This window comes from Cereibacter azotoformans (assembly GCF_021391315.1).
Lineage (GTDB): Bacteria > Pseudomonadota > Alphaproteobacteria > Rhodobacterales > Rhodobacteraceae > Cereibacter_A > Cereibacter_A azotoformans.
Genome location: NZ_CP090023.1, coordinates 36,342 through 58,038 on the forward strand (window position 1 = coordinate 36,342; position 21,697 = coordinate 58,038).

The 21,697-nt window shown below is 72.1% G+C and carries 16 protein-coding genes; 14 read left to right on the plus strand and 2 right to left on the minus strand.

What is annotated here, in order from left to right:
- Position 1 precedes the first annotated feature (1 nt).
- From LV780_RS19575 to LV780_RS19625, 11 genes are all read left to right on the plus strand, one after another.
- Positions 2-703 (plus strand): hypothetical protein, encoded by a 702-nt coding sequence (locus tag LV780_RS19575; RefSeq protein ID WP_101341195.1) that lies wholly within the window; start codon positions 2-4, stop codon positions 701-703.
- Position 704: 1 nt separating this feature from the next.
- On the plus strand, positions 705-2,591 hold the full coding sequence (locus LV780_RS19580; protein ID WP_233864276.1) for a S1 family peptidase: 1,887 nt from the start codon (positions 705-707) through the stop codon (positions 2,589-2,591).
- Between the two features lie 9 nt (positions 2,592-2,600).
- Positions 2,601-3,863, plus strand: a complete 1,263-nt coding sequence (locus LV780_RS19585; protein WP_117345150.1) for a hypothetical protein — start codon at positions 2,601-2,603, stop codon at positions 3,861-3,863.
- Complete coding sequence (locus LV780_RS19590; RefSeq protein WP_117345151.1) at positions 3,860-6,928, plus strand: virulence factor SrfB; 3,069 nt, start codon at positions 3,860-3,862, stop codon at positions 6,926-6,928. The genes LV780_RS19585 and LV780_RS19590 overlap by 4 nt, the downstream gene beginning before the upstream one ends.
- A 13-nt stretch (positions 6,929-6,941) precedes the next feature.
- Positions 6,942-9,614, plus strand: coding sequence for a virulence factor SrfC family protein (locus tag LV780_RS19595; RefSeq protein WP_117345152.1), 2,673 nt, complete (start codon positions 6,942-6,944; stop codon positions 9,612-9,614).
- Positions 9,611-10,672, plus strand: coding sequence for a hypothetical protein (locus LV780_RS19600; RefSeq protein ID WP_117345153.1), 1,062 nt, complete (start codon positions 9,611-9,613; stop codon positions 10,670-10,672). Before LV780_RS19595 ends, LV780_RS19600 begins: the two co-directional genes overlap by 4 nt.
- Entirely contained in the window at positions 10,669-12,573 is a 1,905-nt protein-coding gene (locus tag LV780_RS19605; RefSeq protein ID WP_117345154.1) for a vWA domain-containing protein, read from the plus strand. The genes LV780_RS19600 and LV780_RS19605 overlap by 4 nt, the downstream gene beginning before the upstream one ends.
- A gap of 4 nt (positions 12,574-12,577) precedes the next feature.
- The gene (locus LV780_RS19610; protein ID WP_101340342.1) at positions 12,578-13,312 is read left to right on the plus strand and encodes an ATP-binding cassette domain-containing protein; all 735 of its coding nucleotides are present in this window, start codon (positions 12,578-12,580) and stop codon (positions 13,310-13,312) included.
- Positions 13,309-14,508 (plus strand): ABC transporter permease, encoded by a 1,200-nt coding sequence (locus tag LV780_RS19615; protein ID WP_117345155.1) that lies wholly within the window; start codon positions 13,309-13,311, stop codon positions 14,506-14,508. The genes LV780_RS19610 and LV780_RS19615 overlap by 4 nt, the downstream gene beginning before the upstream one ends.
- Positions 14,505-16,145, plus strand: a complete 1,641-nt coding sequence (locus LV780_RS19620) for a formylglycine-generating enzyme family protein (protein ID WP_117345156.1) — start codon at positions 14,505-14,507, stop codon at positions 16,143-16,145. The genes LV780_RS19615 and LV780_RS19620 overlap by 4 nt, the downstream gene beginning before the upstream one ends.
- Positions 16,146-16,366: 221 nt before the next feature.
- Positions 16,367-16,840: a GNAT family N-acetyltransferase gene (locus tag LV780_RS19625; RefSeq protein ID WP_117345157.1), complete on the plus strand. Its 474-nt coding sequence runs from the start codon at positions 16,367-16,369 to the stop codon at positions 16,838-16,840.
- Positions 16,841-16,875: 35 nt separating this feature from the next.
- Here the strand turns inward: LV780_RS19625 and LV780_RS19630 are convergent, their stop codons facing one another.
- Complete coding sequence (locus LV780_RS19630; protein ID WP_233864278.1) at positions 16,876-17,805, minus strand: hydrogen peroxide-inducible genes activator; 930 nt, start codon at positions 17,803-17,805, stop codon at positions 16,876-16,878.
- 96 nt (positions 17,806-17,901) lie between these two features.
- Between LV780_RS19630 and LV780_RS19635 the strand changes: the two genes are divergently transcribed.
- A complete protein-coding gene (locus LV780_RS19635) occupies positions 17,902-18,864 on the plus strand; it encodes a sodium-dependent bicarbonate transport family permease (RefSeq protein WP_117345158.1) in 963 nt (320 codons plus the stop codon).
- On the opposite strand, the gene LV780_RS19640 is transcribed toward LV780_RS19635, so the two are convergent.
- Positions 18,843-19,751 carry a LysR family transcriptional regulator gene (locus LV780_RS19640; RefSeq protein WP_117345159.1) on the minus strand — a complete coding sequence of 303 codons (909 nt, stop codon included), beginning with the start codon at positions 19,749-19,751 and terminating at the stop codon, positions 18,843-18,845. The genes LV780_RS19635 and LV780_RS19640 overlap by 22 nt on opposite strands.
- Before the next feature lie 100 nt (positions 19,752-19,851).
- Between LV780_RS19640 and LV780_RS19645 the strand changes: the two genes are divergently transcribed.
- Positions 19,852-21,273 (plus strand): form I ribulose bisphosphate carboxylase large subunit, encoded by a 1,422-nt coding sequence (locus tag LV780_RS19645; RefSeq protein ID WP_117345160.1) that lies wholly within the window; start codon positions 19,852-19,854, stop codon positions 21,271-21,273.
- A gap of 17 nt (positions 21,274-21,290) precedes the next feature.
- Entirely contained in the window at positions 21,291-21,644 is a 354-nt protein-coding gene (locus tag LV780_RS19650) for a ribulose bisphosphate carboxylase small subunit (RefSeq protein WP_117345161.1), read from the plus strand.
- The last annotated feature ends 53 nt before the right edge of the window (positions 21,645-21,697 follow it).

Genomic DNA, 21,697 nt, shown 5'->3' on the forward strand with positions numbered 1-21,697 from the left:
AATGCCGCGCCTCCTCGTGCTCGTCCTTGCGCTTTGCCTGATCGGTGGTGCGGCTTTCGCGGGCCTTCTGGCCCTGCAATCCTGCGGGGCCCGGCTGCCCCTCCTGCCGGGCTGGCTCGCGGCCAGCTGCCCCGACCCCGCCGCGCGCGACGCGGCCGCCCGGCTCGAGGCGCTGCGCCGCGACCAGGACCTGCTGCGCGCCGAGATCCGTGTGGCCGAGCAGGCCCTGTCCCGCCTGCGCTGCGAGGCGGTCCACGAGACGCCCGAGCCCCCGCCCCCCGCGCGGGCGGAGCCCCCCGCCCCGGCCATCGATGCGGAGGCCTGGCGGGCGCGCGACGTGGGGATGCTCGACGGGTGCTGGTCGCTCGATTCCGACTACCGGGTGCAGGACATGGAGACCGGCGCCGTCACCGACTACACCGAGTGGAACATGTGCTTTGACGGCGCGGGCCAGGGGCGCGCCACGATGCGGGCGACGAGCGGCTCGACCTGCGAAGGGCCGATCGGGGGGCGGTTCGACGGCAGCGGGCGGCTGGTTCTCGAGGAATCCGGCAATCTCGGCTGCAGCGACCAGACGGCCATCTTCCGCAGGATCATCACCTGCAGCCTGCTGCCCGACGGGGCGGCGGACTGTTCGTCCCACCAGCCCGAAGCGGGGCGCACCGTTCCGGTGCGGCTGCGCCGCAGCCCAGGAGCGCCGTGACATGGCCGACCATTTCCTCACCAAGTCGCAGATCGACCTGTCGCAGTGCCTGCCCTGGGGCGGCGGTCTGGCGCTCGAGGCCCATGGCGCGCTGCGGGCGGCGCTGGCGGCGCGGATCTCGCAGCGGGCGGCCGATCTCTTCGCCGAGCCGCTGATCAACCGCGGCAACGACGCGGCCCCCGCCAGCATCTCCTGGTATTCGGCCCATGCGGGCGAGGGGCGCCCGCTGTCCGAGCTTGACGAGACCGAGCAGGCGCGGGTGGCGGCGCAGCTGTCGGATCTGCTCCGCCCGGTGCGCGAGCTTCTGGCCGACAGCGAGGACGGCACGCTGATCGGGGCTGCGCTGCATCTGGCGGGCAGCGCGCGCGGCGATGTCTGGGTGGTCGATGGCCAGCCGGTGCTGATCAACTGGGGCATGTTGCCGGCGGGGGCGGAGCGTTCCCAGGCCAGCCGCAGCGCCCATTACAACCGCACGCTCGGCCGCTTCCTGCCGCTTTCCAAGGCGCCGCCGCTGACCGAGGACGAGCGCCGGCAACGCGCCGATGCGGCGGGCCTGGCGGCCGCGGGGGCCGCGGTCGGGGCGGGGGCTGGGATCGGGGCCGCCGCTGCGGGCGGGGACGCGCCCCCGCCCGAGCCGCCCGCCCCCGTCCCTCCGCCGGACGAGGCGCCGCCGCCGCGCCGGCTGCGCGCCTGGGAATGGGCCCCGCTGCTCGTGCTGCTGCTGCTGGTGGGGGGGGCGGTGATCTGGCTGCTGATCCCCGGCAACCGGCTGTTCCCGCCCCGGATGGCCGCGGTCGTCGAGGATGCGCGCGCCGCCGAGATCGCCGCCGAGATCAATGCCGCGCTCGAGGCGCGGCGCGCGGCGCTGCAGGCCGCGCTCGACGGGGCGCAGTGCCGGGCCGACGGGACGCTGATCATGCCCGGCGGCCGGACGATCGAGGGGCTGCTGCCGCCCGTGCCGGGCAGCCCCGCCGATCGGCCCGGCCAGCGCGCCGAGGCCGATCCGACCCCGGTCCTGCCGCCCGATCCCGCGCGGGTGCAGGTGCCCGACCTCGATCCCGGGGATCCCGGCAGCACCGCCGTCGCGGACGCCTCGCTGCTCGAGGTGATCGAGAGCCGCACGGTGATGGTCGTGGCGCGCGGCCCCGACGGGGTCGCCACCGGCTCGGGCTTCTTCGTGGCGCCGGATCTGGTGATGACCAACTTCCATGTGGTCAGCGGCGCCGCGTCCGACAGCATCTTCGTCACCAACCGCAGCCTCGGCACGCTGCGCCCCACGCAGCTTTTGCGCGCCGACGGGCCCTTCGAGCCGACGGGCTCGGATTTCGCGCTGCTGCGCGTGCCCGGCGTCTCGGCGCGCCACTTCACGCTGCTTCGGCCGGCGGGCTCGCTGAAGCTGCAGAGCGTGATCGCGGCCGGCTATCCCGGCGACGTGCTGGCGACCGACACGGCCTTCGCCGCCCTGACCTCGGGCGACATCTCGGCGGTGCCGGACCTGACGGTCACCGACGGCACGGTGAACACCGAGCAGGCGGTCTCGGCGGCGATCCGGGCGGTGGTCCATTCCGCGCCGATCTCGCAGGGCAACTCGGGCGGGCCGCTGGTGGACATGTGCGGGCGGGTCGTGGGGATGAACACCTTCGTGCGGCAGGGCGCGCTGCGGAACCTGAACTTCGCCCTCTCCGCGCCCGACGTGATCGGGTTCCTGCGCGCGGCGGGGGCGAGCCCTTCGATCACCGGGACGGACTGCCGTCCCGAGGTGCTGCGCCCCGGCGTGCCGGCCGAGCAGGTCACGCCGGTCGAGGCGGGGCCGGAGCCGGGCGCCATCCCCGGCGGGGACGCGCCACGGTTGCCGGATTTCGGCGCCCTGCCGCCCCGAGCGGACTAGGCGGGCGCCATGTTCGAAGCCTTCCTCGTCACCACCTCTTCCGCCGGTCTCAGCGCGCTGGGGATGCGCGAGCAGCGCTCCTACGAGCTGGTGTCGGACACGCTGAGGGAGGCGCTGGGGCCCGACCATGCCGCGCTCCTGGCCGAGCCGGTGCCGACCGACCAGGGCGACCGCTACGACTGGTATGCGCCGGTGCCGGGGCGGGCCGCGCGGCTGCTCGACCTCGATGACGCGGCGCAGGCGGCGGCGCGGGCGCGGCTTGCGGCGCTGTCGGTCGATGTCGAGGCGTTGGCCGAGCGGCTGGGGGCAAGCGGCCGGCCCGAGGATCTGCGCCTGTCCGAGGCGCTCTCGAACGCGATGCGCGTGCCCGACGAGGGGTTCATCCATGTGCTGCAGCGCGAGGGGGCGCCGCCGCAGCCCGTGCTGGTGAACTGGGCCTGGACGCGGGACGAGCGCGGCAGCGTCCGGGGCCGGCTGACGGGCGGGGCCGCGGCCGCGGCGGCGGCGCCCGCCACCGCCGCGGGGGCCGGGGCGGGCGCCGGGGCGGCCGTCTCTGCGGCGGCGGCCACGGCGGCGGCGGGGCCGGACGGGACGCCCGCCGCGCTCTTCTGGCTGGTCCGGCTGGGCTGGCTGCTGCTGGCGCTCATGCTGGCCCTCCTGATCTGGCTCCTGCTGCCCGCCTGCGCGCTGCGCGGCCTTCCGGGCTTCTGCCCGCTCCCGCCGGCCGAGGTCTCGGCCGCCGCCGCCCGCAAGGCCGTGCTCGAGGATCAGATCGCGCGGATCGAACAGTCGATCGGCATCGCCGAAAATGCCTGCCAGCCGCTCACCCCGGCCTCCGCGCCGGCCGCCGCCCCCGCCCCCGTCGATCCGGCGTTGCAGAACCGGCTGGACCGGGCCGGGGCGCAGCGCGGGCGGCTCTCCTTCTCGCTGGCCTGGGACAGCCGGGCCGATCTCGACCTCTCGGTGGAGTGTCCCTCGGGGCCGAAGATCTGGTTCGGCGGGCGGGAGGCCTGCGGCGGCAGGCTCGACGTGGACAGCAACATGGATGCGCGGCAGGCGGTGCGCGACCCGATCGAGAATGTCTTCTACGGCGCGCCCTCCCCCGGCAGCTACCGGATCACCGTCCGGCTCTATGCCCGCAACGGCGAGGCCGCGCGCCAGCCCTTCCGGCTGATGATCCGGGACGGCGACGAGGTCAGGATGGAGGAAGGCGCCGTGCAGGGCACCGGAGACGCCTGGTCGATGACCTACAGCTTTGCAGGAACGCAATGATCGCCGACAGGAAAGAACGCCTCCGCCTTCTGGTCAATTGGCACGACGAGATCACGCTGGTGCCCTTCTCGGGCATCCAGATCCTCGATTTCGGCTTCCGCATGGATGCGCTGACGCTGCGCCCGCTGCGCTTCATCGAGCGCACGGTCAGCGCCGGGCCCGACCGGAGCGAGCGGATGCTGATCCCGCTCAGCGGCCGCGAGGAGCATGACGCGCCGATCGAATCCGACGCCCGTCCCGACGACGACGAATATTCCATCCGCCCCACCGCCGCGCTCGAGCCCTTCCTGGCCAAGTGGGTGCCGGTGCCGGTGCTGCGCATCAAGAGCGAGCGCGGGCCGGGGGGCGAGGAGCGGTTCGATCCGGGCCCCTCGAGCTGGGCGCGGATGCGCACGGTGGAGCTGGCCGAGCCCGATCCCGAGACCGGCTTCACCCACCGGGTGCAGCTGGCCCTCGACACCACGCTCGTCGCCCAGGACCAGAGCCGCCACTATGTCGCCCCCGAGCGCGCCGACGCCGAGAAGCCGCGCGACTTCCGCTTCGTCTCGGATCCGGCGGTGATGGACTGGTTCCTGCGCCGGCTCGAGGAGGGCGACGACGGCACGATGATCGACCTGCAGCTCTGGGCCTCGGACTGGCTGAAGGAGCTGTTCCTCGCCTTCAAGCGCGCCGAGCGGCCGGGCCGCACCGTCACCGAGGACAGCCTGCCGCACCAGTTCGAGCACTGGGCGCGCTACCTGGCCTATCTGCAGACCATCGACCACGCCGTCCGGGTGCCGCGGATGCGCTTCGTCAACACCGTCTCCGAGCGCGACGCGGTGACGCCGGTCGATGTGGATCTGGTGCTCGACGTGGGCAATTCGCGCACCTGCGGCATCCTGATCGAGCGCTTTCCCGGCGAGGGGCGGGTGGATCTGGTGCGCTCCTTCCCGCTCGAGATCCGCGACCTCTCGCGCCCCGAGCTGCATTATTCCGGCCTGTTCGAGAGCCGCGTGGAATTTGCCGAGCTGAAGTTCGGCGAGGATCATTTCGCCAGCCGCTCGGGCCGGCGCAACGCCTTCGTCTGGCCGGGTTTCGTCCGGGTGGGCCCCGAGGCGCTGCGGCTGATCCAGGGCGAGGAGGGCACCGAGACCTCCTCGGGCCTCTCCTCGCCCAAGCGCTACATCTGGGACGACGAGGCGCGCCAGCAGGACTGGCGCTTCCACAACCACCACGACCCCAACAACCTGCCCAAGTCGGTGCGCGCGGCCATGCGCCAGCTGAACGAGGCGGGCGACGTGCTCGAACAGGTGCGCTACGAGGAGAGCCGGCGCCTGCGCCCGCGCGGCCGGACCGCGCCGGCGCGCGCCATCCGGCCGCGCTTCTCGCGCTCGGCGCTCTTCGGCTTCATGCTGGCCGAGATCATCAGCCATGCGCTGGTGCAGGTGAACGACCCGGCCTCGCGGTCGCGGCGGGCGCAGTCGGACCTGCCGCGGCGGCTGAACCGGATCATCCTGACCCTGCCCACCGCCACCTCGGTGCAGGAGCAGGCCATCATCCGCTCGCGCGCCGAGGGGGCGCTCCGTCTGGTCTGGAGCACGCTGGGCGTGGCCGACACCGAGACGAGCATCTCGCGAAGGCCCGAGCTGATCGTGGAATGGGACGAGGCGAGCTGCACGCAGCTCGTCTATCTCTACAGCGAGCTGACGCAGAAGTTCGACGGCAACATCAACGCCTTCCTCCAGCTCAAGGGCCATCCGCGGCGGCGGGCGGGCGCGGCCGAACCCGCGCCGAGCCTGCGGCTGGCCTGCATCGACATCGGCGGCGGCACCACCGACCTGATGATCTGCACCTACTGGGGCGAGGCCAACCGGGTGCTGCATCCCGAGCAGACCTTCCGCGAGGGCTTTCGCGTGGCGGGCGACGATCTGGTGCAGCGGGTGATCTCGGCCATCATCCTGCCGCGGCTGCAGGCCTCGATCGAGGCGGCGGGCGGGCGCTATGTCGGCGAGAAGGTGCGCGAGCTCTTTGCCGGCGACATCGGCGGGCAGGACCAGCAGGTGGTGCAGAAGCGCCGCCAGTTCGCGCTGCGGGTGCTGATGCCGCTTTCGGTGGCGATCCTCGCCCATTGCGAGACCGCCGACGAATTCGACCGCTTCGACCTCGAGGTGGGGTCGGCGCTGCGGCCGGCGGTCTCGCAGGAGATCCTCGGCTATCTCGAGGGGGCGGCGCGCGATCTGGGCGCCGCGGGCTGGAGCCTGGCCGACGTGGTGCTGACGGTTTCGCGCGAGGATGTGGACGCCATCGCCCGCGAGGTGTTCCAGAAGGTTCTGGGCAACATGGCCGAGGTGATCGACCATCTGGGCGTGGATGTGGTGCTGCTGACGGGCCGCCCCTCGCGGCTGCCCGCGGTGCGCGCCATCGTCGAGGAGATGCTGGTGGTCCCGCCCCACCGGCTGGTCTCGATGCACCGCTACAAGACCGGCCGCTGGTATCCGTTCCGCGACCCGATCACCCAGAGGATCGGCGACCCCAAGAGCACGGTGGCGGTGGGGGGGATGCTCATCGCCCTGTCGGAAAGCCGGATCCCGAACTTCAAGGTCTCGACCGGGGCCTTCCGCATGCGCTCGACCGCGCGCTTCGTCGGCGAGATGGACAGCAACGGCCAGATCCGGGACGAGCGGATCATGTTCTCGGATCTCGATCTCGATCTCGACGCGGCCCGGCCCGGCACGCAGCAGACCGCGCTGGTGCGGATGTTCGCCCCGATCCACATCGGCTCGCGCCAGCTTCCGCTCGAACGCTGGACGACGACGCCGCTGTTCCGGCTCGACTATGCCAACGCGGCCGCGCAGCGGCGGCCCTCGCCCATTCTCGTGACCTTCGAGAAGGCCGAGTTCGACGACGGCGAGGCCGAAACCTCGGAGGACCGGCTGCGGCGCGAGGCACAGCGCGAGTTCCTGAGGATCACCGAGGTGGAGGACGGCGCCGGGGACGGCATGAAGACCTCCGACCTGTGCCTCAAGCTGCACACGCTGGGGTTGGATGACGAATACTGGATCGACACCGGGGTCTTCCAGTACTGAGGAGCGCAGGACGATGACGACGCAGGAACAGCTGGGAGTCCGGTGCGACAGGGTGGCGCAAGGCGCCCGCGACGCGCTGGCCTGGGTGACGGACGAGGCGAATGCCGAGACGGTCGGGCCCGACCGCAAGCCGCTCGTGCAGGCCCTGCGACGCGGCGCGCGGCGGGCGCAGCGGCTGGCGCGCTCGGCCCGCACGCGGATGAGCATCAGCGTCTTCGGCCCCTCGCAGGCCGGCAAGTCCTTCCTCGTCTCGGTGCTGGCCCGGCCCCGCGACGGGCGGCTCGCGGCCGATTTCGGCGGGCCCGGCGGGCAGCTCGACTACATCAGCGAGATCAACCCGGCCGGCGACGGCGAGAGCACCGGCCTCGTCACCCGCTTCACCATGTCGAAGGCGCCGACCCCCGAGGGCTATCCGATCCAGCTCGTGCTGCTGAGCGAGGCCGACATCGCCCGCACCATCATCAACAGCTTCTACAAGGACGGCGACCAGTCCGAACTGCCGCCCGAGCCCGCGGCGCTCGGCGCCCATGTGGCGGCCTTCGAAGGCCGGGCGGGCCCGGCCGAGGTGCCGGGGCTGAGCTACGAGGAGATGTTCGAGATCGCCGAATATGTCGAGAACACCTTCGGCAGGTCGGCCTATGCCGCGGCCCTCAAGGGCTTTTACGAGGAGGCCGCCGCGATCGCGCCGCGCCTTCCGATCGCCGAGCGCGGCGCCTTCCTGTCGATCCTCTGGGGCGGCTACCAGCCGCTGACCGACCTCTATATGCAGCTTGCCCGCGCCCTGGCCGAGATCGACCATGCCGAGATCGTCCATGCCCCGCTTTCGGCCCTCGTGCCGCGCGACCGCTCGATCATCGACGTCAAGACGCTGCACGGCCTCTTTGCCGGGGAGGAGGACCGGCTCGCGCTGCGCACCCCCGGCGGCAAGGTGGCCCATCTGAGCCGCGCCGTGGTCTGCGCGCTGGCGGCCGAGCTGGTGTTCCCGATGCTCGAGGAGCCCTCGCCGCTCTTTGCCCAGACCGACCTGCTCGACTTTCCTGGCGCCCGGAACCGCTTCGAGCAGCCCCTGTCCAGGACGCTGCAGACGCCGGCCGAGACCGTCACGCAGATGCTGCTGCGGGGCAAGGTGGCCTATCTCTTCGACCGCTACGTGGCCAACCAGGAGATCACCTCGATGCTGCTCTGCGTGCCGGACAGCAACATGGAGACGCTGGACCTGCCGCCGCTGGTCGAGAACTGGGTGGCGCTGACCCATGGCGCCACGCCCCGTCAGCGGGCGCAGACCGGCTGCATCCTGTTCTTCGTGATGACCAAGTTCGACAAGCACCTGGGCGAGAGCGCCTCGGGCGGCTCTCCCTCCGAGCGGTTCGAGCGGCGGATGAAGGCCTCGCTGCTGGAGGCCTTCGGCAAGCTGAAAAGCTCGTGGGTGCACGAATGGACGCCGGGGGTGCCGTTCCGCAACTGCTTCTGGCTGCGCAACCCGAACTATTTCGTCGAGGGGCTGCTCGACTATGACGCGCGCAACGCCGAGCTGCGCATCCGGCCCGAGAAGGCGGAGAGGGTGGCCGAGCTGAAGGAGGGCTGCCTCGCCACGCCCGCGGTGCAGGCCCATTTCAAGGAGCCCGAGCGCGCCTGGGACGCGGCGCTGACCCTCAACGACGGCGGCGTGGGCTATCTGATCGAGGAGCTGACCCGGGTCTGCACCGCCGAGAGCAAGGTGGCCCAGATCGGGGCGCAGATCGAGAAGCTCGCCGAGGATCTGGCCGGCCAGCTGCGCCCGCATCATGTCTCGGACGACATCGGCCAGCGGATCGAGGAGAAGCGCGCCGCCGCGGCCGAGATCATCGACGGGCTCGAGATCGCGCTGCAACGCCATCGGTTCGGCGCGGTTCTGGCTGCGCTGATGGTCGATCAGGACCAGGTGCAGGACCGCATCAGCCGCGTGCCAAGCTCGATCCGGATCAGCAGCGCGGTCTCCTCGGCGGCAAGCGTGGCCGCCCAGCCGCGCGCCGCCGCCGGCCCGCTGCGCCCGCCGCCGCGCCCCGGCCGGCCGAACGGCGCCCCCTCGCGGCCCGAGCCCGCCCCCGAGGCGCAGGCCAGCCCCCTCGGCAACATCCGCACCATGACCCCCGAGGCCTTCCAGGCGGAATCCTCGATCGAGGTCTGGGTCGAGGGGCTGAAGCGGTTCCGCGACGATCTCGACACGATCGGCCATTTCGGCCTGACCCAGACGAGCGTGACCAACCTGAACGCCGAACTCACCCATGCGCTGCGCCGCTGCGGCGTGGTCGAGCGGATCAAGGACCAGCTGCGCGCGATGAACTTCGGCCATACGGTGGACAAGCAGGCCGAACCCGCCTCGATCGTCTGCGCCGAGCGGATCAACGGCTTTGTCACCACGCTCGGTTTTTCGGACCGGCCCGAGGAGACGCGGCCGCGGATCGATCTGGGCGAGGGGCACGCGCGGGCGGTCTTCACCATCCGCCCGAGGGGCGAGGACGCCGACGGGCTGCCGCCCCTGCCGCGGGCGGCGGCCGAGGATCTGTGGACCGACTGGGTCTTCGCGCTCGATGCGATGGTGGTCGAGAATGCGCAGGACGGCGGCTCGGGCGCGGTCAACGTGGCGCAGAACATGCGGCTGGGCGGCATCCTCGCCGCCATGACAGGGGAAGGCGGTCACCCATGAGCCTGACGATCCGGCCCGATCCGCGGCGGCCCAGCGGCGGCTATGCCCAGCTCGACCTGCCCGAGGCCGAGGTGACGGGCGACAGCGTTCTCGTCGCCGTCTTCGACGCCTTCTCCGAGCGGTTCCTCGGCCGCCAGGGCTGGCATGCCACGCGCGGCGACTTCGGCCCCTATCCGGTGGAGCGGGGCGAGGGGCGCGCGCGGATCGTGGTCGGCCCCGAGATCGTGAACCAGATCGAGGAATATGCCGCCCTGCGCCTGCATGTCGGGCCGCGGAGCTACGAGGTGAGCTGGCCCGACGAGGTGGTGCCGCTGCCGGGGGCGGCGGTGCTCGGGGGGCTGCAGGTCGCCCGCGCCGAGGCCGCGCCGGAGGCCGCACATCTCGTGGGCCGCCGCCCCGGGCCCGAGGCCGCCCCCGCGCCCGGGGCGGCGGCCGTGTCCGTGCCGGTCGCCGAGCCTGCACCGGCCGAGCCTGCCCCCCCGGCCGAGCCTGCCCCGCAGCCGGGCCCGTCCCGGCGCGGGGCGATCCTGGCCGGGCTCCTGGTGGTGCTGGCGCTTGCGGCGGGGCTCGGCTGGTTCCTGACCTCGGGCGAGGGAGAGCCCACGACGGTCGTGGCGGCCCCCACCCCGGCCCCTGCTCCGGCCCCCGCCCCGGTGGGGGCGCCCGATCCCGCCGCCGATCCCTGCACCGCCGAGGCGCTGAGGGCGCTGGACGGGGCCCCCTTCTCCGAGGCGCTGGCGCGCTTCGAGGGCTGCCAGGGCGCGGTCCGGCCCGAGACGGCGCTGGCGCTGATGGAGAATGCCGCCGACCGCGGAGACCCCGACGCGCTGCTCCTCTTCGGCGAGCTTTACGACAGCGGCGCCGAGGACGGCCTGCTGGAGCGGGGCGTGGGCCTGACGCTGGGCGACATGCCCTCCAGCGCCGCGGAATATTACGCGCGCGCGCAGGATGCGGGGGCCGCGGCGGCGGCCGGGCGGCTTGCGCAGCTCTGCCGCCGCCTCGCCCTTGCCGCGGACACGCTCTCGATGGCCGCGCATTCGGAGTATTGCCCGCAATGACCCTCCGCCTTGTCTTCCTGCTTCTCGCGCTCGCCCTGCCGTCGGGCGCGGTGGCGCAGCCCGCGCGCCCCCTCACGATGGAGGGGATGCAGACGGTCTATCAGCGCGTTCTGACCCGTCCCGGCGCCCCGCTGCAGGATGCGCCCCGCGGGGCCGAGATCCGGCGCTATCCGGCCTTCCAGCCGCTTTATGTCTTTGCCCGGCAGGAGGGCTGGCTGCAGGTCGGCCCCTCGGCGCACGCGGCCCCCGCGGGCTGGGTCGAGAGCGCGCGCGTGGTCGAGTGGAAGCAGAACATCGTTGCCGCCTTCACCAATCCCGCCGACCGCCGCCGCAGCCTGATCTTCGAGAGCCCTGAGAAGCTGCGCTGGATGATGGAGCACGAGGCGCTGCAGGATCTCCAGCCGCAGCTGATCGAGAAGGCCGACACCGGCCTGCTGGCGCCCGCCGACGGGGTGGTCTCGATCGAACCGGCGAATTTCGTCAACATCCGCGACGATCTCTACCTGATGCCGATCCTCGACTTTTCCGAGGAGCTGCATCCGCTGAACTACGAGCCCAACCTGCTGATGAAGGTGGCCTCGGTCCCGCTCGAGGACGAGCTGCCCGCCGCCACCCGCGAGGGGCCTGCGGGCGAGTTCGACGCCGGCGTGGTCTTCGTGCTCGACACGACGAAATCCATGGGCCCCTTCATCGAGCGGACGCAGCGCGCGCTGTCGCGCGTCGTGAACGACCTGAACGGGACCGAGACCGGCGCGCGCATCAACTTCGGCGTGGTGGGCTTCCGCGACAACACCGCGGCGGTGCCCGGGCTGGAATACCGCACGAAGCTGCTGACGCCCCTTGCCCGGAGGTTTGCGCAGGCGCCGGTGCTCCAGTCGATTTCCGAGGCGACGAACGTGGCCGAGGCCAGCTCTCCGGGCTTCAACGAGGACAGCCTGGCGGGGGTCGAGGATGCGGTGGACAGCATCGACTGGGATCAGGACGGGCGCGATCCGTTCGACGGGCGCTACATCATCCTCGTGACCGATGCCGGGCCCAAGGATCCGCGCGATCCCAACGTGCGCTCGCAGATCGGCCCGGCCGAGATCCAGCGCGACGCCGAGGGGCGGGGCATCGTGATCATGACGCTGCATCTGAAGACCGCCTCGGGGGCGGGCAACCACGAATATGCCGCCGAACAGTACCGCAAGCTCTCGCGCTTCGGGCAGCGCCAGTTCTACTTCCCCATCGAGGGCGGCTCGGAGGACGAGTTCGAGGCCACGGTGACGACGCTCGTGACCGCGCTGACCGACCATGTGCGCGCCGCGCGCGGCGAGGCCTCGGTGCTGAGCCCGGACGAGGCGGGCGAGGATCTGGTGGAGCTGGGCCGGGCCATGCGGCTGGCCTGGCTGGGCCAGCGCGAGGGCACGCAGGCGCCCGACGTGATCGAGGGCTGGGTGACCGAGAAGGCCGCCGAACGGCCCCAGGCCCGCGCCATCGAGCCGCGGCTGCTGATCACCAAGAACGAGATGGCCACGATGGCCGAGCTGCTCGACAACCTGCTGCGGCTGGCCGAGAGCACGCGGGGCGACGCGGATGCCGACAGCTTCTTCGCGCAGGTGCAGCAGGTGCTGGCGGGGATGGCGCAGAACCCGGACATGGTGGTGGATGCCTCGGCCGGGACGCTGGGTGGCGCGCTCGAATATCTCGAGCGGCTGCCCTACCGCAGCCAGCTTCTGCAGATGGACCGCGAGACCTGGGCGCAGAGCGCGATGCTGCGCCGCCCGGTGATTGACGGCATGCGCCAGAAGCTCACGCAATATCGCAAGTGGCTCTATGACAGCTCGGTCTGGACCGCGCTTTACGAGGGCGCCCCGGATGGCGAGACGGTCTTTGCCATGCCCTTCGACGTGCTTCCCTGATCCGATGCCGGTGCTGCTGACCCGCAATCTGGGCGTGACCCTGGCCGACGGCGAGCGGCGCTTCACGCTGCGGGTGCCGGAACTGGCGCTCGAGCCGGGCGAGGCGGCGGGGCTGACCGGGGCGAGCGGCACGGGCAAGACCATGCTGCTCGAACTGCTGGGCCTCCTGCGCCGGCCCGAGGCGGGCGGCTGCCTCCTGGTCGGCACGGACGCCGAGGCCCGCGATCTCGTGCCGCTCTGGTCGGCGCGGGGCGGCCGGAGCCGGCTGGCGGCGGCGCGCGGCCGCCTCTTCGGCTTTGTCCCCCAGAGCGGCGGGCTGATGCCCTTCCTCACGGTGGCGCAGAATGTGGCGCTCGGCCAGCGGATCAGCGGGCGCGAGGATGCGGCGCGGGCGGCGGCGCTGATCGCGCGGCTGGGGCTGGGCCCGGTGGCGGGGCTGCGGCCCGACCGCCTGTCGATCGGCCAGCGCCAGCGGGTCTCGATCGCCCGCGCCCTGGCCCACGGCCCGAGGATCGTCATCGCCGACGAGCCGACCGCCGCGCTCGACCCCGAGGCCGCGGCCGAGGCGATGGCGCTGCTGATCGGGACCGCGGCGGCGACGGGGGCGGCGGTGCTGGTCTCGTCGCACGATCACGACCTGCTCGACCGCTTTGCCCTGACGCGGCACCGGCTGGTCCCCGAGGCGCGGGACGGCCATGTGGTCTCGACGCTGCGGACCGGGGCGGAGGCCGCGGCATGAGGCTGATCCTCGGCCTTGCGCTGCGCGACCTGTGGCGGGACTGGGCGCGGCTGGTCTGCAACATCGCCGTGATGGCGGGCGTCCTCGTGCCGCTCCTCGTGCTGTTCGGGGTGCGCAACGGCGTCTATGAGGCGCTGCTGGGCCAGCTCCTGCGCAATCCGGCGGCGCTGCAGATCGACACGCGCGGCAATTCCGCCTTCACTCCGGCGGATGCCGAGGAGGTCCGCGGCTGGCCCGAGACCGCCTTCGTCACGCTGAAGACCCGGAGCCTCTTCGACTATGTCAACGTCCGGCCCGCGGGACAGCCCGCGGTGCGTGAGGCGGTTGCGGTGCCGACGGGGGCGGGCGATCCGATGCTGGCGCCGCTGCCGGGCCTCGGGGCGGACGAGATCGCGGTCTCGGTGCCGCTGGCCGCGCAGCTCGGCCTCGGGCCGGGGGACGCGGTCGAGCTGGTGACCCAGGCGCCCGAGAGGCCGCGCCAGCTGGTCCTGGCCCGCCGGATCGGGATGATCCTGCCCGAGGCGCGCGCCGCGGGGCGGGCGGTGCTGGCCGATCTCGGGACGCTCGACCTGATCGAGGCCTTCTACGACGAATATGCCCTGCCCGAGCACGGGATCGCGACGGGCCGCCCGCTCGCGGGGCGGGTCGCCGATTACGAGGGGATGCGCGCCTATGCCGCCTCGCTCGAGGCGCTGGCGCCGCTGCAGGCGCGGATGGAGGCGCGGTTCGGCGTGGCGACCGAGGCGCAGACGGCCCGGGTGACGGGGGTGCTGGGCCTCGGGCGGAACCTCGGCCTTGCGCTTGCCCTGACGGCGGCGGTCGCGGGGACGGGGCTGGCGGCGGCGCTCGTCTTCGGCTTCTGGGCCGAGGTGGCGCGCAAGCGGCACATGCTGGCGGGCCTTGGCCTGATCGGCCTGCCGCCGGCGGCGCTGGGGCTCATTCCGATGGTGCAGGCGCTGGTGACGGCCCTCCTGGGCCTCGCGGTCTCGTTCGCGCTCTTCGCGGTGGCGGGGGCGGTGGCCGAGCGCCTCTTCGCCAGCGGCCTGACCGAGGAGGGCGGCCTCGTGCGGCTGGCGCCCGGGCAGGGGCTCGCCATCGCGGCCGGGGTGGTGATCCTCGTGACGGCCTCGGCGCTGGCGGCCGCGCGGGCGGCGCTGCGGACCGACCCGGCCGTCGTGCTGCGCGAGGCGCCATGAGGATCCCCGGCCCCGATCCGGGCGCCCCGGCCGTCCTCCGGGGCGGCGCCTTCCGCCCCGGAGGACGGCCGGGTTGGGCGGCGCGGCTCTCCGCCCTTGCGGGCCCCCTGCTCGCGGCGGCGCTGGCCTTCGCCGGCCCCGCCCCCGCCACGGACTGGCCGGTGGAGCAGTATGATCCCGGCGCGGCCGAGCGTCCGGCCGACCTGATCCTGCCCATGCCCTGCGGCGGGGCGATGGCCTTCCAGAAGGTGGTCGTGCCGGTCGAGGCCGCCGATCCGCTCGACGACCGCCGCCTGCGCCTCGGCCAGTCGCAGCCCGAGACCGGCTATTCCGACTATCTGCGCACCGAGCATCTGCGCGGCCCCTTCGCCTCGGACGAGGCCACCTTCTACTACATCGGCCGCTACGAGGTGACGCGCGCGCAGCAGCGGGCGCTGGCCTTCGACTGCGCCCCGCCCGGCCGGATGGACCGGACCGCCGCGGCGGGGTTGTCGTGGTTCGATGCGGTGGCGCTGTCGCAGCGCTACAGCGAATGGCTGCTGGCCGAGGCCCCGGACGCGCTGCCCCCCGAGGCGGAGGGGCTGGCCTTCCTGCGCCTGCCGACCGAGACCGAGTGGGAATATGCCGCCCGCGGCGGGGCCGCGACCGACGCCACGCAGTTCGCCTCGCGGCGCTATTTCTCCGAAGGTCAGATCGCCGATCATGCGATGGCGCAGGGCTCGGCGCGGGGCGAGGTGCTGCCCGTCGGGCTGCGCAGGCCGAACCCGCTGGGGCTCCATGACATCTACGGCAATGCCGAGGAGCTGATGCTCGAACCCTTCCGGCTGAATGCGGTCGGGCGCCCGCACGGGCAGGCGGGGGGGCTCGTCACCCGGGGCGGCTCGGTGCTCTCGGCCCCCGAAGAGCTCTATTCCGCGCAGCGGCGGGAATATCCGCTCTACCGCGCCGCCGACGGCAAGGCGCTGGCCGGGGCCACCTTCGGGCTGCGCCTCGTGCTGACGCGCGATGTCACCTCGTCGGACGCCCGCCTGCGCGCGATCCGCAGCCGCTGGCTCGACCTGGCCGAGGCGCCGGCGGGGGAGGCCTCGGATCCGCTAGTCACGCTCTCGGCGCTGATCGAGGAAGAGGCCGACCCGCGCCGGCAGTCGGCCCTGACCGACCTCCAGCTCGAATTCCGCCTGGCGCGCGATGCGGCGGCGGCGGCCTTCCGGGAATCGGCGAAATCCACGCTGCTGAGCGGCGCGGTCTTCATTGCGGCCCTGGCCGACGGCGCGCGCGAGATCGACCGCCAGACCGGCAATGTCCGCGCCATGGTGGACCAGATCCGGGTGAGCGACGGGGCGCAGCGCGAGGCGCTCATCGCGGGGGCCGAGCGGGTGAACCGGCAGCTGAGGATGCTGCGCGACCTGCAGCACACCTATCTTCTGTCCTACCGCAGCGCGCTCGAGACCCTCTCGTCGGAGATCGAGGGCGAGGTGGTGGAGGCGGCCTTCGGCCTGCTCCAGCAGGAGCTTGCGGCCTCGGGCCAGACCGGGATCCTGTCGGGGCTCTCGGCGCTGAACGAGGATCTCGCCCGCTTTGCCGCCCGGCCGGACATGGTCGAGGCCGAGCTGCTGGCCCTGGCGCTGGAACGCTAGGGGCGCGCCTATCCCCCTGCCCGCCCCTCCCGCCGGTGCCGGGCGGCCCCCGGCCGTTCGTGGGGCGGGCGTTGCGTCCCCTTTGCCCGCAAGGGACATGTCTCCGGCCGTGCCTTTCTGCCGGGCGCCAGCCGCGGGGGTGCAGATCCCCGGCCCTCCCTTGGCCCGCCGCGGATTCCGTGCCATCGGAAAGGCCCCTGCCCCCTCCTCCGAGGCCGCCCATGCCAACCGACGCCGATCTCGACATCCGCCGCGACAATCCGACCGACCCCGCCTTCGCGCCGCTCTTCGAGCGTCACCTCACGCTCATGTGGGCCACCTCGCCGCCCGAGAGCGTCCATGCGCTCGATCCCGCCGACCTCGCGGTGCCCGGTGTCCGCTTCTACGGGATGCGCCGCGCCGGCCTTCTGGTCGGCATGGGCGCCTTCAAGGCGATCGACGCGACCCACGCCGAGATCAAGTCCATGCATGTCCTGGCCGAGACGCGGGGCCAGGGACTGGCCGCGCGCCTGCTCGCGCATCTGCTGGCCGAGGCGCGCGCGGCGGGCTTCGCGCGCATGAGCCTCGAAACCGGGGTGGAGCCGGCCTTCGCTCCGGCGCGGACGCTCTATGCCCGCGCGGGCTTTGCGCCCTGCGGCCCGTTCGAGGGCTATCGGGAGGATCCGAACAGCCTCTTCATGACCCGCAGCCTCTGACCCCGCCAAGGGCGCGGAGGGCCCGTCGGTCGGGATCAGGCGGGACCGGACCGCGCGGCCTCGCCCGCCAGGCCAAGCGCCGCGACCGCCTGATGCAGGGCGGCCTGGACCAGATCCGGCCCCGCCTCATCCCCGCCGATCGGCCGGATCAGGGCGATGTCGCGGCTGGCGCCCTCGGCGCGCAGAAGCCGCAGGGCGACATCGCGGCGCAGCGCGGCCTGCTCGCGGGCGTAAAGCTCCGGCAGGATCGCGATCCCCGCCCCCGAGGCCGCCATCAGGCGCACGGAATCGAGGCTCGTCCCTTCGTAATCGTCCGAGACGATGCCGCCGCAGCTTGAGGCCAGCGCATGGACGATCCGCGACAGCCGGTGCCCGCGGTCGAGCGTCAGGAACATCCGCCCCCGCAGATCGGCGGCCGCCACCGGCCCCTCCGACGCCGCCAGCGGATCGTCCCGCGCCACCGCGATCCACAGCCGCTCGCCGAAGAGATGGATCTGGCGCGTGTTGGGATGATCCTCGGGCGTCGAGACGATCAGGTCGAAGCGGCCCGCGCGCAGGCCCTGTTCCAGACCTTGTGTGTTCTCCTCGCGCACGGCCACCCGCAGGTCGGGGTGCTGGCGGTGGATCGAGGCGATCGCCCCCGGCAGCAGGTAGGGCCCGATCGAGGGCAGCACCCCCAGCCGCAGCCGCCCGCCGAAGGGCAGGCCATGGGTGACGCTGGCGCGCAGATCCTCGACCTCGCGCAGGATCTTCTGGGCGCGGCGGATCACCTCGGCGCCTGCCGCGGTGGGCTGCACGCCCGAGCGTCCGCGCTGGAAGAGCCGCGTTCCCAGATCGGCCTCGACCTCGGCGATCTGCGCCGAGAGGCTCGGCTGGCTGACGGCCAGGGCCTCGGCCGCCAGACCGAAGCGGCCGAGCCGGGCCACGGCCACGATATATTCCAGCTGGCGCAGCGTGGGGCGCATGTCCATAGCCTTGAACTATGGGAAGAGTAGAAACGATGTATTGGGCTTATGCAAGCGGGTGGTGCATCGGGCGGCGACCCTTGCAAGGAGCCCCTCGTGCCATCCGCCCTCGACATCCTGACCGGCAATCTTCTGGTGCCGACGATCCTGTTCTTCGTGCTGGGCCTGATCGCGGCCCTTGCCCGCAGCGACCTGTCGATCCCGGCGGGGGCGACGAAGTTCATGTCGATCTATCTGCTGCTGGCGATCGGCTTCAAGGGCGGGGTCAGCCTCGCCGCCCATGGCGTCAGCGCCGACCTGTTCCTTGCGCTGCTGGCGGGGGTGGCGCTGTCGCTGGCGATCCCCTTCGTGGCCTTCGCGCTGCTCCGCGCGATGACGCGGCTCGACCGGCTGAATGCGGCGGCGGTGGCGGGGCACTACGGCTCGATCTCGATCGTGACCTTCGTGACGGCGACCAGCCTGCTCGATGTGGCCGGCATCGCCCATGACGGCTACATGGTGGCCGTCGCCGCCGCGATGGAGGCCCCGGCGATCGTCTCGGCGCTGTGGCTGGCCCATCGCGGCGGCGGGGCCACGGCGCGGCCGATCCGGCTGGGGCGCGAGTTGCTGGCCAACGGCTCGATCGTGCTGCTGGTGGGCGCCTTTGCCATCGGCGCCCTGACCGGGGGCCGGGGAATGGAGATGATCGCCCCCTTCATCGTGACGCCCTTCACCGGCATCCTGTGCCTGTTCCTGCTCGACATGGGCGTGACGGCGGGGCGCAGCCTGACCGGCAACCGGCACCTGCTGACGCCGGGCCTGCTGGCGGCGGGCGTGCTGATCCCGCTGGCCGGGGCCGCGCTGGCGCTGGGGCTGGGGATGCTGATCGGCCTGTCGGGGGGCAGCCTCTTCCTGCTGACGGTGCTGGCGGCCTCGGCCTCCTACATCGCGGTGCCGGCGGCGATGCGCATGGCCCTGCCCGAGGCCGAGCCAGGGATCTACCTGACCATGTCGCTGGGCGTGACCTTTCCCTTCAACCTGACGCTGGGGCTGCCGCTTTACCTGTGGCTCGCGATCTGAGAGGGGGCGCCTTGCGTCAGATGGGCCAGGAAGGCCGCGGCCGCCACCGAGAGGTGCTTGCCGCGGGGATAGGCCACGTTCCACACCCGCATCAGCGGAAAGCCCTGCACGTCCAGCGCCACCAGCCGGCGCGTCGCCGCCTCGACCGCCATCGTGTCCTGCGACAGGATCGCAAGCCCCAGCCCCGCCGCCACCGCCTCCTTGATCGCCTCGTTCGAGCCCAGCTCCATCCGCACCCGCGGCCGGACGCCGCAGTCGGCGAAGAACCGTTCCGCGGCGGCGCGGGTGCCCGATCCCGGCTCGCGCAGGATGAAGGGCGCCTCGGCCAGCTCCGCGAAGGGCACGTCCCGCGCCCCGGCCAGCGGATGATCGGCCGGCGCGAGCAGCAGGATCGGGTTCTGCGCCACGGGGGTCGCCACCACGTCGAGCCCCTCGGGCGGCTGGCCGAGGATGCACAGATCGTCCTCGTTCGCGGCCAGCCGCGCGATCACCGTCTGTCGGTTGGTGACGGTCAGCGCCACCTCGATGCCGGGGTTCAGCGTGCAGAACTCGCCCAGGAGCCGCGGCAGAAAATACTGCACGGTCGAGACGATGGCGATCTTCAGCCGCCCGCGCCGCAAGCCCTGAAGGTCGGCCAGCTGCATCTCGAGCCGCTCGATCCCCTCCAGCGTCTCGCGCGCCGTGGCCTCCACCGCGCGGCCCGCCTCGGTCAGGTGCAGCCGCTTGCCGATCCGCTCGATCAGCGCGGTCCCCAGCGCCTCCTCAAGCTGCTTCACCTGCGCGAAGACGGCGGGCTGGGTCAGGTGCAGCTCTTCGGCCGCGCGGGTGTAGCTGGCGTGGCGCGCGACCGAGGCGAAGACCTGCAACTGGCGCAAGGTGCAGCGCATGAATAACCTTTCACCTGTTCTGAAACTAAAAACTATTCAGTTTGGTTTAGTCTTGCAAGGCGCCATACCGTCCCCGACCACGGGACAACGAGGGACCATCATGGCCGCCAAGACCTATGACGCCGGAGTGAAGGACTATCGCTCCATCTACTGGGAGCCGCAGTATCAGGTGAAGGACAGCGACATCCTCGCCGTCTTCAAGGTGGTGCCGCAGCCCGGCGTGAGCCGCGAGGAAGCCGCCGCCGCCGTCGCCGCCGAAAGCTCCACCGCCACCTGGACGACGGTCTGGACCGACCTTCTGACCGATCTCGACTATTACAAGGGCCGCGCCTACGCGATCGAGGACGTGCCGGGCAGCGACGAGGCCTTCTACGCCTTCATCGCCTATCCGATGGACCTGTTCGAGGAAGGCTCGGTCGTCAACGTCTTCACCTCGCTCGTCGGCAACGTCTTCGGCTTCAAGGCGGTGCGCGCCCTGCGGCTGGAGGATGTGCGCTTCCCGCTGTGGTTCGTGATGACCTGCCCCGGCGCGCCGCACGGGATGAAGGTCGAACGCGACCTGCTGGACAAGTATGGCCGCCCGCTTCTGGGCTGCACGATCAAGCCGAAGCTGGGCCTGTCGGCCAAGAACTACGGCCGCGCGGTCTATGAATGCCTGCGCGGCGGGCTCGACTTCACCAAGGACGACGAGAACGTCAACTCGCAGCCCTTCCTGCGCTGGCGCGACCGCTTCCTGTTCTGCCAGGAGGCGATCGAGAAGGCCGAGGCCGAGACCGGCGAGCGCAAGGGCCACTACATGAACGTGACCGCCGGCACAATGGAAGAGATCTACGAGCGCGCCGAGTTCGCGAAAGAGATCGGCACGCCCATCATCATGTCGGACTATCTGACGGTGGGCTGGTCGGCGCACACGAGCCTCTCGCGCTGGTGCCGCAAGAACGGGATGCTGCTGCATGTCCACCGCGCCATGCATGCCGTGATGGACCGCAACCCGAACCACGGCATCAACTTCCGGGTGCTGGCCAAGATCCTGCGGCTGATGGGGGGCGATCACCTGCATTCCGGCACCGTCGTCGGCAAGCTGGAAGGCGACCGGGAGGCCACGATCGGCTGGATCAACCTGCTGCGCGACCGCTTCATCAAGGCCGACCGTTCCCGCGGGATCTTCTTCGATCAGGACTGGGGGCCGCAGCCGGGCCTGTTCCCGGTCGCCTCGGGCGGCATCCATGTCTGGCACATGCCGGCGCTGGTCTCGATCTTCGGCAATGACTCGGTCCTGCAGTTCGGCGGCGGGACGCTCGGCCACCCCTGGGGCAACGCCGCCGGCGCCTGCGCCAACCGCGTCGCGCTCGAGGCCTGCGTTCAGGCCCGCAACGACGGCCGCAACCTCGAGAAGGAAGGCAAGGAGATCCTGACCAGGGCCTCCCGGACCAGCCCCGAGCTGCGCATGGCGATGGAGACCTGGAAGGAAATCCGGTTCGAGTTCGACACCGTCGACAAGCTCGACGTGCAGCACCGCTGAGGCAGAGGAGACAGGAAATGAGCGTTCAGGATTACAAGTCGCGGCTGTCGGACCCCGCGAGCCGCAAGATGGGCACCTTCTCCTATCTGCCGCCGATGACTGAGGACGAGATCCGCCGGCAGGTCGAGTGGATCGTGAAGAACGGCTGGAACCCGGCGATCGAGCACACCGAGCCGGAGTTCGCCTCGGGCACCTACTGGTACATGTGGAAGCTGCCGATGTTCGGCGAGACGGACGTGGACACGATCCTTGGCGAGCTGAAGGCCTGCCACGAGGCGAACCCCGACAACCACGTCCGCCTGATCGGCTACGACAACTTCACCCAGAGCCAGGGCGCCAACATGGTCGTCTATCGCGGCGCCGCCGTCTGAGACCGCCGCCCGCCACCCCTCCCGGTGGCGGGCCGCTTGCCCGCCGCATCCTC